Annotated in this window: 11 protein-coding genes and 1 pseudogene; 2 read left to right on the forward strand and 10 right to left on the reverse strand. The window is 67.8% G+C overall.

Annotated elements, in window-relative coordinates; genetic code table 11:
• Positions 1 to 3: 3 nt before the first annotated feature.
• The 4 genes and pseudogenes from BM394_RS02140 to BM394_RS02155 form a co-directional block, all read right to left on the reverse strand.
• A complete protein-coding gene (locus tag BM394_RS02140; protein WP_092973147.1) occupies positions 4 to 1,185 on the reverse strand; it encodes an RNA-guided endonuclease InsQ/TnpB family protein in 1,182 nt (393 codons plus the stop codon).
• 4 nt (positions 1,186 to 1,189) lie between these two features.
• Positions 1,190 to 1,588, reverse strand: a complete 399-nt coding sequence (gene tnpA / locus BM394_RS02145) for an IS200/IS605 family transposase (protein WP_092973149.1) — start codon at positions 1,586 to 1,588, stop codon at positions 1,190 to 1,192.
• Between the two features lie 121 nt (positions 1,589 to 1,709).
• Positions 1,710 to 2,087, reverse strand: a pseudogene (locus tag BM394_RS02150) (beta-xylosidase); the annotation flags it as partial.
• Positions 2,088 to 2,250: 163 nt separating this feature from the next.
• A complete protein-coding gene (locus BM394_RS02155; RefSeq protein WP_092973151.1) occupies positions 2,251 to 3,444 on the reverse strand; it encodes a glycoside hydrolase family 5 protein in 1,194 nt (397 codons plus the stop codon).
• Positions 3,445 to 4,101: 657 nt separating this feature from the next.
• Between BM394_RS02155 and BM394_RS02160 the strand changes: the two genes are divergently transcribed.
• Positions 4,102 to 5,538 (forward strand): BNR repeat-containing protein, encoded by a 1,437-nt coding sequence (locus tag BM394_RS02160; protein WP_092973153.1) that lies wholly within the window; start codon positions 4,102 to 4,104, stop codon positions 5,536 to 5,538.
• Between the two features lie 77 nt (positions 5,539 to 5,615).
• Here the strand turns inward: BM394_RS02160 and BM394_RS02165 are convergent, their stop codons facing one another.
• The 6 genes from BM394_RS02165 to BM394_RS02190 all read right to left on the reverse strand — a co-directional run bounded on the left by BM394_RS02165 (position 5,616) and on the right by BM394_RS02190 (position 13,894).
• A complete protein-coding gene (locus tag BM394_RS02165; RefSeq protein ID WP_092973155.1) occupies positions 5,616 to 7,664 on the reverse strand; it encodes a beta-galactosidase in 2,049 nt (682 codons plus the stop codon).
• Positions 7,665 to 7,727: 63 nt separating this feature from the next.
• Positions 7,728 to 9,701, reverse strand: a complete 1,974-nt coding sequence (locus BM394_RS02170) for a DUF2264 domain-containing protein (RefSeq protein ID WP_092973157.1) — start codon at positions 9,699 to 9,701, stop codon at positions 7,728 to 7,730.
• Positions 9,698 to 10,696, reverse strand: a complete 999-nt coding sequence (locus BM394_RS02175) for a hydroxyacid dehydrogenase (RefSeq protein ID WP_092973159.1) — start codon at positions 10,694 to 10,696, stop codon at positions 9,698 to 9,700. Before BM394_RS02175 ends, BM394_RS02170 begins: the two co-directional genes overlap by 4 nt.
• Entirely contained in the window at positions 10,693 to 11,493 is an 801-nt protein-coding gene (locus tag BM394_RS02180; protein ID WP_092973678.1) for an ABC transporter permease subunit, read from the reverse strand. The genes BM394_RS02175 and BM394_RS02180 overlap by 4 nt, the downstream gene beginning before the upstream one ends.
• Before the next feature lie 113 nt (positions 11,494 to 11,606).
• Positions 11,607 to 12,542, reverse strand: a complete 936-nt coding sequence (locus BM394_RS02185) for a carbohydrate ABC transporter permease (RefSeq protein WP_092973161.1) — start codon at positions 12,540 to 12,542, stop codon at positions 11,607 to 11,609.
• Positions 12,539 to 13,894: an ABC transporter substrate-binding protein gene (locus BM394_RS02190; protein ID WP_092973163.1), complete on the reverse strand. Its 1,356-nt coding sequence runs from the start codon at positions 13,892 to 13,894 to the stop codon at positions 12,539 to 12,541. Before BM394_RS02190 ends, BM394_RS02185 begins: the two co-directional genes overlap by 4 nt.
• Before the next feature lie 238 nt (positions 13,895 to 14,132).
• On the opposite strand from BM394_RS02190, the gene BM394_RS02195 reads away from it, so the two are divergent.
• Positions 14,133 to 15,266, forward strand: coding sequence for a substrate-binding domain-containing protein (locus BM394_RS02195; RefSeq protein ID WP_092973165.1), 1,134 nt, complete (start codon positions 14,133 to 14,135; stop codon positions 15,264 to 15,266).

The raw sequence follows: 15,266 nt of genomic DNA on the forward strand, positions 1-15,266 counted from the left end.
TGATTAAAGGCGGGGGATTTCAACCGGCGTTGACGCCGGTTGGGGTTCCTGCTTCGCGGACCGACCAGCGCCGAGGTCTCCACAGGCTGCGACCGCCCGTCCGGCGGCCAACACGTTGACTGCCGCGTTCACGTCCGCGTGTGCGGTGTGGCCGCAACCGGTGCACCGGAAGACCGCTTGGCTGTTGCGGTTGTTCGGGTCCACGTTGCGGCACACCGCGCACGTTTGCGACGTGTACGCGGCAGGCACCTTCACGATCTCGCTACCGGTGTGACGGGCAGCATTGTGCAGTGCGAGTTCGAGCTTGTGCCATCCCTTGCCGAGGATGGCGCGGTTCAGGCCGGACTTCTGGGAGACGTTCCGGCCGGGCTTTTCGGTGGTTCCGCTCGCCGTACGGGTCATGTTCTGCGTGCGCAGGTCTTCCAACGCGACCAGCGCGTTGCGGTCGGTGAGGTCAGCGGCGACCTGTGAGCAGAAGTCGCCGCGCCGATCGCGTTCGCGCCGGTTCGCACTGCCGCACTTCTGCCGTGCCAGCTTTTGCTGCAACCTGCGGTAACGCTCTGCCTCGCCGGGCGTGGTGAATTCGCGGTCGATGAGCTTGCCATCGCTGGTCGCGACAGCAGAAACCACACCTCGGTCGACGCCAACGCTCGTGTTGGGTATGGCGTGCTGCCCAGGGGTCTGCTTGCCGTCATCGACGAGGAACGACACGAACCATTCCCGGCCATCGCGGGACACGGTCGCCGACCGCACGGTGCCGCCGAGCTGGCGGGTCATGCGCAACCGCACCCACCCCAACTTCGGCAGCTTCGCCCGTCCCCACCGCTTGTTCAGCCGCTCGACCTCGATGAGCTTGCCCACCGGGAACCGGAACGACGGGTTCCAACGCTGCTTGCCACGCCACTTCACCCGAAACGTGCCGTGGTCCCTGCAGGCCCGGTCCAGGTCTTTCAACGCCTGCTGGAGGATGTGCGACGGCGCGGTCTTCAACCACTTGTGTTCGGTTTTGGCGTCGGCGAGCTGTCCGGCTTGCTCGTTGTAGTTGATCCACGCACCGCGCTTGCGGTACTGACGACGCTGGTCAAGGGCGGTGTTCCACACCGCGCGACACAGGTTGCCGAACTCCTCGCACTGCGCGACCTGCGCCTCGGTGAGCTTCAAGCGGTAGCGACGTCCCGAAAGCATCGGTTCACCGCGTCTTCTGCTGCTCGACGTAGCGCTTGATGGCCGACAACGGCGCACCGCCGACGGTCGCGACGAAGTAGCTGTTCGTCCACAGCGTCGGAAGCTTCGACCGCAACCACGGGAACTCATCCCGCAGCACACGCGAGGTCCTACCCTTGATGGCCTTCACAAGTTTGTGCACCCCGTACTGCGGATCCACCTCGACAAGGAGGTGAACGTGGTCCGGCATCGTCTCCAGCTCCACCAGCCACGCCCCCTTCTCCTCGACGACTTCCCGGATGAGCTGTTTCAAACGTTCTTCCATGCGCCCACCGATGACGCGGCGACGGTACTTCGGGCACCACACGACGTGGAACGCGCACCGGAACGTGATGTTCGCGTTCGATCGCAGCGTGACGCCCATACCCACACTATACAGCACGAAGCTATCTAAGGTTGGCAAGGTTACCGCTGAGCATGTGAGAATCGGACTTGATGCGCTAACCCCACGGATAAATCCGAGGGTCTGCGCGCTACGTTCCTCAGATCACCTTCGGCCGCTCGATGTTGGCGCTGGCCAGCTCCGGCGCGGAGGAGGCGCTCAGCACGTGGTCGCGGAACTCCCAGTGCTTCAGATCGGTCGAGCGGTACACGGAGACGTACCGGAAGGAGTCGTCCGCGGCGCGGTTCTCCCCGAACCAGTAGTAGTAGCCGTCGACCTCGATGACGCCTCCGCCGTGCGCGTGGATCGGCTCGCCGTTCGGATCGGTGAACTGTGCTCCGTTCCGGACGGTGACGGGATCCGCCTGCGCGGGCGGTACCACGAGTACGGTGGCGCCGAGGCTCAGACACGCGGCCGCCACCAACAACCAGAGGCCGCGCGCCTTCCTTCCGCGCGCTCCGTGCCGTGCTGCCGGGGACATGACGACTCCTTCCGCCGCGGGGTCCGTGGTTCCGCCGGACTGTCCGGCGGAACCGGGTGAAACGACCAGGCGGCCGGGGCGATCGCCCCGGCCGGGAAAACACGCGGAAAGCACCCGTTCCGAGCCCGGGCGAACGATCCGCCGTTCCGTGCTCGTCGGCTCGTCACCGGTCCCGGGGCATCGCCGGAACCGAGGACCGGTGCTCGCCCGCCGCGGGAGCCGCGTGGTCCGCGCCGTCCCAGGCGTAGCGGAGCCGGTCGATCATGCTGTCGTTGCGCACGCGCAACGACAGCTCGGTGCCGCTGCCTTCCAGGGCGTAGAGGGAGTACCAGTCGTAGTCGGGCCGGTAGGTGTGCTTGCCGCCGAGGGCGGGCCAGTAGACCGCACCCATGTCGTGGGAGCGAACGGCATCGGTGGCCGCGCGGATGTAACGGACGAAGTTGTCCGTGCTGTCGGCCTCGCCGTAGTCCCTGCCGTCGTCCATCGGGGCACCGAACTCGTCCAGCACGGTGCGGGAACCGCAGTCGCCGATCCGGGAGTCGAACAGCTCTCGCCACTCCTCGTAGCTCATCGAGTCGAACTGGAACGCGTACAGGTGCAACGACAAGTACGTCCCGGCGAGACGGCTGTCGTCGCACACGGCGGTGACGTCGCCGTTGTAGCCGTGGCCGCTGACGAGGATCCGCTTCCTGGGAACTCCCGGGCGGTCGGCGATCCAGCCGGCGGCGACATCGGCCCACTCGGCGGCGCTGTAGCCGTGGGGCTCGTTCATCGGTTCGAAGTGGACCCGGCTGTCGAACCGCCAGCGGGAGACCACCGCGTCCCACATCGCGTCGAAGGCCTCCGTCTCGACGATCCTGCCGTTCGAGGACGCCCCGTCCTCCCAGTAGGACAGGATCACCTTGAAGCCGTTCTCCGTAGCGGCGTCGACGGCCCCGGCGTAGGCGTCGCCCCACTCCGTGCCGGGAACGGAATGAGTGTTGATCGGCAGCCGAACGGTGTTCGCCCCGCTCGTCTCCCGGAACTCCTCGTAGACGGCACTCGCCTTGGCCTTGACGGTCCCGTAGTCGTCGGAGACGCTCAGCCCCTCGGGAACGACGGGGCCGTCGACGAAGTTGTCCTTGGGCCTGGCCCAGTTCACCCCCTGGAAATCGGCGGCCGAGTGGGCCCGTCCCACTGTCTGCCCCGCGGACTGGTCCGCGGGGCGATCCGCCGTGGTCGCCGAAGCGTACGACAGCGCGGAGAACGGCACGGCGAGACACGCGGAGAGCGTGACCGCCAGAACACGGCGGTGTGCCCGAGCGGGACCGCTGGAACGCCCCCGATCGGGAGTGTGCTTGGCGAGTAACGGAATCATGGTTTCCCCAAGGTCGGTGATATCCGGGACTGTGCCGCGCGGGCTGATGACCAGTTGCCGGAAATTCGGTTCACCGGAACGCTCGCGGTACCGCCGCCGGGAAAGTCTCCCGTGGGTGCCAGAACCAGGAGCGCTCGGTGGACCGGGAACGGTCCGGAAACCGTGGACACCTCGCTTCGCCCATGCGGCCTTCCCATTCCGTATCCGAGTGACGACAGTCACTTCACCGCGCGGCATGGCCCCAAGTCAACACAACCGAACCAGAACGATCACAATCGATCAGAAGCGAAATCACTCCGCCCGGCGTCCGACATGGATCCGCGCCGAGGCCACGGCACGGCCGCCACGCTCCCACCTCCCCGGAAGAAGCACGGCAACACACGAATTCCCGAAGATCGCGACGCGACATCGGTAAAACGTTTTATAGCGAGCGTCGCGGTTCGCGACACGAGCGAGACCAACCACCCCGAACGACGATCCGAGAAAACGCCGAATCTTCTCTTATCCGCACGAAACCAGCACGTCTTGACGGAACGCTGTGACTCACTTAACTTCAGCATATTATAAAACGTTTCAACACAGGAGGGCACATGCGTGCACGCTCGGAAGCCGCCACCGAGTTACCGCACGCAGCGCTGCCGGAAAGGTCCGTCTGACATGCGCAGAGCCGTACTCACGACCCTGCTGATCACCGCGGCGCTCGTGCTGCCCAGCAACGCCGCGGCCGATCCGCCGGACTTCGCCCAGAACCCCGGAAACACCGAGCCCGACGCGGCCCTGCTGTCGGACACGGTGCTCGACCGGTCCGCGTTGTACTTCGTCTCCTACGACGGAATCGTCAACAACAATTCGTTCCAGCAGGACGCCGTTCGTACCTACGCCGGATATCAGTACGCCGCCTGGTACACGGACAGTCGCAACGCCGTCGTCGCTCGCAGGTCGTTGCACGGTAACGGCGGGTGGGAGACCGCGACCTTGCCGCACGAGCTCAGCGTCAACGACTCGCACAACGTCATCTCCCTCGGAGTCTCACCCGAGGACGGACGCCTGCACGTCGCGATGGACACGCACAACAGCCGGATCCACTACGTCAGGTCCATCGAAGGGCTGGTCTCCCGGCCCGCTGCTCACCCCTGGAACTCCGGGATGTTCGGCGAGATCCGACGCACGCTGGGCGACGAGGAACTCGGGGCGATGACCTACCCGCGATTCATCGTGACCCCGCGGGGCAAGCTCCAGTTCAGTTACCGCACCGGGGGTTCGGGCGACGGTGTCAACGAACTGGCCGAGTACGCCAACGGCGCCTGGGACAAGCTCGGAGGCTGGACATCGGCGACCGGGGCGTGGACCGCCCCGAACGGCGCGGTGTCGAACACCCGGAACATGTACCTGCACGGGTTGACCTACGACGACAACGGGCGGCTGCACGCGACCTTCACGTGGCGCGAGGGCAATCGGTCGGTGCTGTGTGATCCGGGCGGACTGACCAACCACGACACCGGCTATGTATACAGCGACGATCAGGGCCGGACCTGGCGCAACGGTGCGGGCGAGACGGTCGGCGTCACCGGCCGGGATCCGGTGGCCGTCGACTCCCCGGGCATCGTGGCCGACCCGCTCGGCCCCAACCACGGGCTCATGAACCAGGAAAGCCAGGCGGTCGATTCCACCGACACGCCGCACGCGGTGATCAGCTACGTGCCCGGCCGGTTCACCCAGTGCGTGACGGACTACTCCGAGCAGCGCACCGAACACGGCCGCACGTTCCACCTCGTCCGCGGCGACGACGGCGACTGGACCAAACGGGAGGTTCCCGTCCCGCCGAACTCCACCCAGCGGACACAGCTGGTGTTCGATCAGGACGACAACGCCTACCTCGTCATGCCGAAAGGCAAGATCGTGGCGGCCAGCGCGGCCAGCGACTGGACCGACTGGACCGTGGTGTTCGACCGCCCCGACATGAACGCCTTCGGCGAGGTCAACGTGGACACCTCCCGCCTGGCGGCCGACGGCGTGCTGTCCGTGCTGTACCAGGAGGCGTCGACGGGAACGAGCCCGTCGCCCATCCACGTCGCCGACTTCCGGCTCGGCTGACGCGCTTCCCGCCGACCGCTCGCGTGTCGTGTGCGGTCGGCGGGCTTCCACACCGCCACCAGGGGGTCGCGTGGTCGTTACCGGGGTTTCTCCAGCACGACCACTCCCCTGGCCGGGATCACGGAGGTGGCACCGCCTCGTTCCGAACGCGCACTCCGAGCGATTTCCGTTCCCGCAACCTCCGCCAGCTCCACGTCCCGCTCCGTACGGTTGATCAGGAACCAGTACTGGCGCCGCGCGTCGTGCCGTATCACCAGCTGCACCCGTCCCCGCAACTCCTCGGGAAGCTCGCTGACCACGCCCGCTCGGTCGAGAATCGTGCGCAGCACGCGCTCCGATCCCACCACGCCCAGCCGGGTGGACACGTAGGAGGCCGAACCGCTCCCTCGTGGATGGCGCGTGATCGCCGGACGTCCCGCGTAGTCGCCGGTCCGGTAGGAGGCCAGCACCTCGACGTCCTCACCGGTGAGCTCGATCCGGTCGGTCCAGAGCGTGCCGGTCGAACCGTCGTCGAGCTCCACCGATTCCGCCTCGAACAAGGGGCCGAACTCCTCGATACGGATGCCCAGCAGCTCACGCAACGCCCCGGGGTAGCCACCGAGCCAGACGTGGTCGTGTTCGTCGACCGTGCCGGAGAAGTACGTGGTCACGAGATGCCCACCGTCCTCGACGAACCGGTGCAACCGCTCGGACAACTCGTTCGGCACGACGTGCAGCACCGGGGCGATGACCACCTCGTACCGTTCGAGGGGGACATCGGTGGGTATCACGTCGACAACCACCCCCAGCTCGATCAAAGCCGAGTACCAGTCCAGAGCCTCCCGCCGGTAGTCCAGCAGCCACGTGGGGCGCGAGTCGAGCTCACCGGCCCACCAAGACTCCCAGTCGAACAGGACGGCGACCCGCGCCCGCGCTCGGGACGAGCCCACCACGGCGGAGAGTTCCGCGAGTACCCCGCCGAGCTCCTTGACCGCGCGGAACGTTTCGGTGTCCTCCCCCGCGTGCGGCAGCATCGCCGAGTGGTACTTCTCCGCCCCGGCGCGGGACTGCCGCCACTGGAAGAAGCACACCGCGTCGGCACCGTGCGCGACGTGGACCAGCGAGTCGCGGCCCAGTTCGCCCTGCTTCTTGGGTTTGTTCACCGGACGCCAGTTGACCGCGCCGGTGGCGTGCTCCATGAGGAACCAGGGTCTTCCACCCGCGAGTCCGCCGGTCAGACCGGCCGAGAAGGACAGCTCGTCCAGCGCCCGCGGCCCCGGGTTCAGGTAGTGGTCGTTGGACACGAAGTCGACCTCGCCCGCCCAGTCCGCGTAGTTCATCCCCTTGGCGTTGCTCATGACCATGAAATTGGTCGTCACCGGAACCGCCGGGGTGACCGAACGCAGCACGTCCCGCTCGGCGCGGAAGTGGTCCTTGAGCGAGTCCGAGCAGAAACGCCGGAAGTCGAGCTGCTGCGTCGGATTCGGGAACGTCGCGGCCAGCCGCGGTGGCAGGATCTCCTCCCAGTCGCCGTAACGCTGCGACCAGAAATCCGTGGCCCACACCTCGTTGAGCCGCTCCAGGGTTCCGTAGCGGGAGCGCAGCCAGCTCCGAAACGCACGCGCGGCGTCCTCGGAGTAGTCGTAGACGTTGTGGCAACCGAGTTCGTTGGAAACGTGCCAGGCGACCAGGGCCGGGTGATCGCGGTACCGCTCGGCGATCACCCGGACGAGGCGCAGCGCGTACTCCCGGAACACCGGCGAGGTGGGCCGCCAGTGCTGACGACCGCCCGGCCACAGGGTCCGTCCCTGCCGGTCCACCGGCAGGATCTCCGGATGGCGAGCGGCCAGCCACGGAGGTGGCGAAGCCGTTGCCGTGGCCAGGTCCACCGCGATCCCGTGCTCGTGCAGCAGGTTCATGACCTCGTCCAACCACCCGAAGTCGTGAACGCCCGGCTCGGGTTCGACACGGGCCCAGGAGAATATCCCCAGCGACACGATGTTCACCCCGGCCTCGTTCATCAGCCGCACGTCCTCGTCCCAGACGGAACGCGACCACTGCTCCGGGTTGTAATCGGCGCCGTAGGCGATCCGTCCCTCCCAACGGGACCCGGTGAACCAGTTCGCCGAAAACGGTCGGTACGACACGACAACTCCTGTTCGATTCGGCCGGATCAGCGTGCTCGCTCGGTAGGGCGAGCGAAAGCGGGCTCACGGAGTTCCGGGCAGCTCGACCGTGGTGCTCACCCCGTCGGGCCATGCCACGGTCACCTCGTGTCCGCCTTCCCCGTCGGGGATCGCCAGCACGGTGGGATCCACCGGTGGCACACCCCCGCGATCGAGGAGGACTCCCCCGGCCAGCACCTCGCCCACCGGAACGCCGTCGGTGGCCAGCCACGGAACGGCCGTCCACGCACCGAGCGGACTCGTGCCGAACTCCGATGCGAGGCCGCCGCCGGTGAAACCACGAACGCCGAACACCAGTGAACGCAGCTCGGAGCTCTCGAACGACACCCGCGTCCGGCGCGTACCGCCCCGAGCCGCGGGGTCGCTGTCGGAAGCGACCGGCCAGCCGCCCATCCGGACGAAACAGCCCGGAACCCGCGCGTCCCATCCGGCGGCGTCCACCCGAACCAACCGCACCTCCACGCCCGCGCGCAGCACCGAAGCGACCGTCAGCAACGGCCCTTCGACCACCGCACCGCGCCTGCCGTAGCCGTGGTCGGCCGTCTCGTCCTCGCGCGCGTCGATCCAGCACGCACGGCCGCGGCTGGCCGCCGTCAGGACCTCGTCTCCGGCTTCACGGACGTACAGCCGTTCGAAGCCGGTCCGGTGCGTGGCGTTGCCGTCCGCGTCGACGATCGCCACCGTGTTGTCCACGGGATCGTCCACTGTTGCCCCGGTCAACGGGGGCACCGTCGCCGTGGAGTAGCCGATCCTGGCGTACAGCGCGGAGTCGGACCTGCGCTCACCGGTCCCGGCGTGGTCGGTGCCGTGGTTGAGCACGATCGCCACACCGTCGGCGCGGCGATGCGAGACCAGCCACCCCGGCGCGGAGATCGCCCGACCGTGGTCGGAACTCTCACTGGGCAGTGGCTCTTCGACCGCGTTCCAGACGGGATGGTGCGCGGGCAGGGCCAGCCCGAGCATCCCCTTGCTCGCCCAGTACGGCGATCCCGCTCCGGAGTAGGCCTGCCGCATTCCCGGCCAGGAGCCGTGCCAGCCCGGATTCAACAAACCGTCCGAATCGGGCACCCCGTGATCCGTGAAGTGCCGCAGAACACCACTGCACGCCCGCCGCACCACTCCCGGGGAGAGGCCGCCGTGTCCGGTGACGGCACCGACCCAGAACGGTGCCGCGGCGGCGAAGCGGTAGATCAGGCTGCGCCCCTGCAGCAGCGGCGAGCCGTCGGCCCCCACGAGGTGAAGGAGGTCGTCCAGGTAACGGGCCAGATCGGCGGTCCACGTGCGGTAGGTTCCGACCGGGCACAACGAGCCGACGACGTCGAACCAGTGCGTCCACAGCATCGGGTACAGGTGCAGCGCCCAGCCGACGTAGTGGTCGAAGGCCCGCTCCTGCCCGTCGCTGTACCAGCCGTCGCCGCGCCGCAGCGAGGCGTGCACGGCGAGGTCCTCCTCGATGTCGGCGGCCGACCAGGGCCCGCCCACCTCACGCAGGAAGGACTCCACCACGACGCGAAACCACACCCAGTTGATGGGCGGGTACGGCTGCCCGACCACCGTGGACAGCCAGTCCACGACCCGCTGCCGCACGCGGTCGTCCAGCTCGTCCCACAACCACCGCCGCGTGATCCGCAGGATCAGCGCGATCGAGGCCGCCTCGACCTTGGCCTGTCCCAACTCGTCCGGCCGGGGCCAGCGTTCCGGGGAAGTCGGATCCGTGCCCGCGTCGAGCCCCTCGGCGTAGCGCTCCAGCAAACCGGTCGGGTCACGTCCCTGCTCTCCGACCACCCGGAAACCCTGCAACAGAAAAGTGCGGGCGAACCCCTCGAGCCCGTCCGCGCGCGACCCGTTCGCGCTGACCGGACCCGGCAGGTCGAAGCGCGCCCCCGACGGGGACCTATACCGCTGGACCGCGTGCAGCAGCCCGTCGGCCGTGCTCGCCCAGTGCTGCCGCGTCCAGCCCGTGTACGGGCTCAGCTCACGGTTCTCCACCGGTGTCACGCCTGTACCTCCAGACTCCGCCGCGTCACGGGGGCCCTCGCCGGAAGCCCCGAGACGTAGCGATGCAGCTCGTCCAGGGCCGCCGCGCTCATGCGCCGGGTCTCCTCGCCCAGCGACCCCGCGACGTGCGGGGTCAGCACCACGTTGGACAAGCCGTGCAACGCGGAGTCCTCGGGCAACGGCTCCGGATCGGTGACGTCGAGAATCGCGTAGATGTCCCGACCACGACACGCCCGCTCCAGAGCGGCGGTGTCCACCAGGGCACCCCGGGCCGTGTTGATGAGCACGGCACCGGGTGGAAGTGCCTCCAATTCGGACTCACCGATCATCCCCCGGGTCCGCTGCAGCAGCGGCGCGTGCAGACTCAGCACGTCGGCCCGCGGCAGCGCCTGCTCCAACGTCGCGGGCGACGCACCGGCCGCGGTGATCTCCGCGGGGTCGGCCACGGGATCGACCACCAGGATCCTGTTCGAGCCGAACTCCCGGAGCAAGCGGACCACGCGCCTGCCGACCCGCGAGAAGCCCACCACCACGACGGTCTGCTCGTCGAGCACGCGCACCTGCCGGTCACCGTCCCAGGAGTGGGAACGGCCGAACAGGAACGGCACCTTCTTGCCCGACCAGAGGACCGCGGCGAGGGTGTAGCGCGCCACCGGCTCCGCGTTGACATCGGCGGCGGTCGTGACCAGCACCTCCCGGTCGAAGACCTCCTCTCCGACGTGTCCCCGCACACTGCCCGCCGCGTGCAGCACCGCCCTCAGTTCGGGAGCCGCCGCCATGACCTCCGCGTCCAGCGGGGGGCATCCCCAGGAGGTGATCAGCACCTCCACTTCGGCCAGCCGCCGACGCACCTCGGTAGAGCTCAGTTCCGCGCTGCTGACGGGGTCTCCCAGCGAGGCCAACTCACGCAGGCGACCCATCTCCTGATCGCCGAACTGGGTGAGCAGGGTTTTCCGGTCCATCACCAGCAGCGCTTCCGGGCGCTCCGAACTCATTTCACACTCCCCGCGGTCAAACCGGACCGCCATTGTCGTTGCAGCACCAGGAACGCGACGATTATCGGGAACACGGCGAGCAGTGACCCCGTGATCACCAGGGGGTTGTACTGCGGGAACTGGGACACTCGAGTGCTCCACTGATACAGCCCCAGACTGAGCGGAAAGAGCCTGGGATCGGTCAACATCACCAGCGGAAGGAAGAAATTGTTCCAAATCTGGACAAATTGGAAGAGGATGATGGTCACGAACCCGGGACGCATCATGGGCAGGGCCACCCTGAAGAAGGTCTTCAGCTCTCCGGAACCGTCGATGCGCGCGGCCTCGAGCACCTCGTCCGGCACCGCGGCCTCGGCGTAGACCCGCGCCAGGTACACCCCGAACGGGTTGGTCAACAGCGGCAGGAACACGGCCCAGAACGTGTCGACCAGTCGGAGTTCGGAGGCCATCAGGTAGAGCGGCAACGCCAGGGCCGTCGTGGGCACCAGCACCCCGGTCAGGGTCACCGCGAACAGCGTGCGCCGTCCCGGGAAATCCAACTTGGCGACCGCGTAGCCGCACGCGGTGCAGATCAACGCTCCGAGCACGGCACCGACACCCGCGTACAGCACGGAATTCCGCGCCCAGGCGAGGAAAACACCGTCCGCCTCGGAGAACAGGGCCCGCAGATTCGCGGGAAGATTCCAATCCGCGAATTCGAACGCCGAGGTCGTGGAGAATGCTCCGAGTGACTTCGTCGAGGAGGTGACCAGCCACACCAGCGGAAGCACGCTGTAAAGCGCGGCGATTCCCAACATGGCGTGGACCACGGTCCGCGAGGTCCACGGTGAGGGTTCCTTCCGACCGCGCCGACCGCTCCGGCCCGGTGGGCCACCGACCGCGGACGTGCCGTTGACCGTCGTTGCCGCACTCATCGTGACCTCCGGGCGGAAATCCGCATCACCACGGCCGATAGCACCGCCGAGACCAAACCGAGCAGCACGGAGGCAGCCGCGGCCCGGCCGTAGTCGCCGGCGACGAAGGCCGAGTCGTAGACGTAGAGGCTGGGTGTCCAGGTACTGGTCACCGCCCCGGTGAAGCTCCGCAGCACGAGCGGTTCGGTGAACAGCTGCAGCGCACCGATGATCGTGAACACCAGCCCCACGAACAGGGTGGGTCTGATGGAGGGCAGCTTCACCGACAAGGCGGTGCGTATCGGTCCCGCACCATCCACCCGGGCCGCTTCCAGCAGCTCACGGGGGACCGTCTGCAACGCGGTGTAAAAAATGATCATGTTGTAGCCCATCCACTGCCAAGTGGCGATGTTGACCACCGACGGCAGGATTCCGTTCGCCCCCAGCGGGTCGATCGGAGCGATGGAACTGATCGGGCCGATGCCGGGGCTGTAGAGATACCCCCAGATCAGCCCGGCGATCACGCCGGGAACCGCGTAGGGCAGGAACACCGCGAGCAACCAGACCTGCTTCAACCGCGCGACCGCTGAGTCGATCAGCAGCGCCACGACCAGCGCACCGCCGAGCATCAGCGGCACCTGGATCACGGCGTACAGCGCGACGTTGCCGACACCGTGCAGAAAATCGGGGTCGGTGACGACATCGGCGTAGTTGCCGAGGGCGACGAAAGCACTACTGGGCCCCGAGAACCCCAACCCGCTCAACCGCTCGGTGAACAGACTCAGGTACAGCGCGTACGTGACCGGGGCCAGCACCGTGCCGAGCAGTAGCAGGGCGAAAGGCGCGCACAACAGCACCGCCGCGCCGCCGAAACGAGGCATCCGCCCCGACGGGGCTCCGCCGAGCACGGCTCTGCCGCCGGAACGCGCACCACCGGGAAGACTCCGGCTCATGTCGAACTCCCCTCGATGACCGACAGCCCCGAACCGCGCATGGACCGCACCGCGTCGCGCTGGACCCGCTCGATCGCCTCCGGGAGCGTGCTCCCTCCGGTCGCGACCGGGCTGAACCGGTTCTCCAGGGTCGAGAAGAGTCCGAGCGCCGTCGGACCCCAGGTCCAGTCGGACACCCGCCGCGTGGCCTCGTCCAGCACGTCGTAGATCGGCTCGCCGAGGAAGTAGCCGCCGCGGTAGCTCTCCCGTGCCACGGCACGGTTGGGAACGTAGGCGGGCAGCAGTGTGGTGAACGAGGCGGCGATCCTGGGCACCTCGGGATCGGTGCCGAGCCAGCGCAGGAAGGTCAACGCCGCCTCGGGCACGTCACTTTCGGCCGAGACCGCGAACGCGCTGCCGCCCTGCATCCCGGTCGAGGGAACTCCGTCCCAGGTCGGCAACGTCGTCACCGCCCACCGTCCCGAATCCCGCGGGATGGACTTGTGCAACGTCCCGGCGCTCCACGCCGCCCCCAGTAGGCTCCACAACCTGCCCTCGTGCATCGCCGCGATCCAGTCCTGGGTGCCGGTTCCCTGGCTGCGCACCAGGTCCGCGTCGATCAGCTCCTGCCAGTAGCGCGCGGTACGCAGGGTTCCCGCGCCGCCGATGTCGACCTCCCAGCTGTTGTCCCGGATCCGCCACCACGGGTCGCGTGCCTGCCAGGCCATCCCGGCGAAGAACGAACCGTCGTTGAGCGGGAACGTGGTGAGCCGAGCCGCCGGATCGATCCGCCGCACCTCTTCGGCGGTCGTGCGGAACCGTTCCCAATCGCTCGGCACGGCGAGCCCGTGGGTGTCGAACAGGTCCTTGCGGTAGTACAGGACCATCGGGGCCACGTCGAAGGGCACCGCCCAGGTCCGGCCGTCCGGCCGGACCGAGCGCCACGCCGCGGCGGAGTAATCCGCGGCGAGATCGGACACGTCCTCGGTGATCTCGCGTAGTCCACCGGTCGTCAGAACCTGCGGAAGCCCCTGGTACTCGACGTGCATGATGTCCGGCGCGTTGTGCGCGCGGATGGCGTTGGTCTGTTGGGCGTAGCCACCGGACAGTCCGCCCGCGAGCACGTTCAGGTCGACGACCACCTCGCGCTGCGACGCGTTGAAGGCTTCCACGTAGCGGTCCATGCCCGTCAACCAGGACCACATCGTGACCCTCGTGGCTCCGGCTGAGGTCTCGCGCGACGCGCATCCGGACAGGGAACCGGCCAACACCGCTCCCGCGCCCGTCGCGCCCGCCGTGCGCAGCAGCGTGCGGCGGGAGACGGTAGCTCGCCGTTCACCGGAACGGGGTTCGCCACCTCTCGCTTCGTCCATGGAACCTCACGCTCTTTCCGTGGCTGGGTGATGACAGTCACTCCACCCGGTGGCATAGTTCCGAGTCAACACAATCGCAATCAAGCGTTCACAATCGATCAGAAACGAAACCGCCTGCTGTGTGTTCGTGTTGGATCCACTCGTTCGATTCGGATGAACGGGTGCCACCGAACGGCCGGTCCGGCCCGATCGGACGGACGTTCGAATCACTCAGCGGTGGTTGGAATCGGAAACGACCATGCCCCTTTCCGCCGAACGGCAGAGACTCATCCTCGCCACCGTTCGTCAGTACGGTTCAGTCCGCATATCCGACCTCGTCGAGCGCTTGGAGGTCACAGCCGTGACCGTCCGCCGCGACGTGAAGGCGCTGGCCGACAGCGGACTGGTCACGCGCGTCCACGGCGGGATCACCCTGCCGCAACGTTCCGAGAGCAACGACCAACCGGGCAACTCGTCAACCGGCTCCACCAGGACCCTGGCCGGCATGGTCACTCCCTCGGTCGAGTACTACTGGCCCGCCGTGATCAAAGGTGCGCAGGCGACGATGGCCTCCTCCAACGGGAGACTGGTGCTGCGCTCCTCCTCCTACGATTCCACAGAGGACAGAAGACAGGTCGCCAAACTGCTGGAGCACGGCGTCCAAGTGATGCTGGCGGCTCCGACGACCACCGGCCACGAAGGAGCCGAGCTGCTCAGGTGGCTCGGCTCGCTACGGGTGCCCGTCGTGTTGCTGGAACGCCTGCCCCCGCCCGAACTGCCCACACTGGCGCTGGACGCGGTCACCTCCGCGCACAACGTGGGAGCGGGCCTGGCGATGCGTCACCTGATCACCCTCGGCCACCGGAAACTGGGAATTCTCACCTCCCGGTCCAGTCCCACCAGCAGAATGCTGCGTCGCGGGTGGAAGGAGGCGATCGACTCATTGGGGGTCCCCGAGACCGACGAACTCGAGGTCGAGGTTCCGACCTACGGCTCAGCGGGGTGGGGCGACGCCTACGACGAGGTGCTGCGCCGCTGCAGCCGGGAGGGCATCACCGGGCTGCTCGTGCACTCCGACCGCGAGGCGGTCGGAGTGGTCGAGCGGGCCCGCGACCTCGGCATCGACGTGCCCGGCGAACTCGCCGTGCTGGCCTACGACGACGAGATCGCGGCGGCCGCGGACCCACCGCTGACGGCGATACGCCCGCCGAAGCACCGCGTCGGAGCGCTCGCGGTCGAACTGGCGCTGACCAGGACCGTGGAGAACGCCGACCGGCCGGTGCACCGCGTGCAGCTCTGGCCCACCCTGCACGTGCGCGAGACCTGTGGGGCCGCCGAGAACACCGAGCCAGGGCGTCGAACACACCGTTTGTCACCGCCACGTGCCGGGTAA

Source organism: Actinopolyspora lacussalsi subsp. righensis (assembly GCF_900116555.1).
GTDB classification, from domain to species: Bacteria; Actinomycetota; Actinomycetes; order Mycobacteriales; family Pseudonocardiaceae; genus Actinopolyspora; species Actinopolyspora lacussalsi.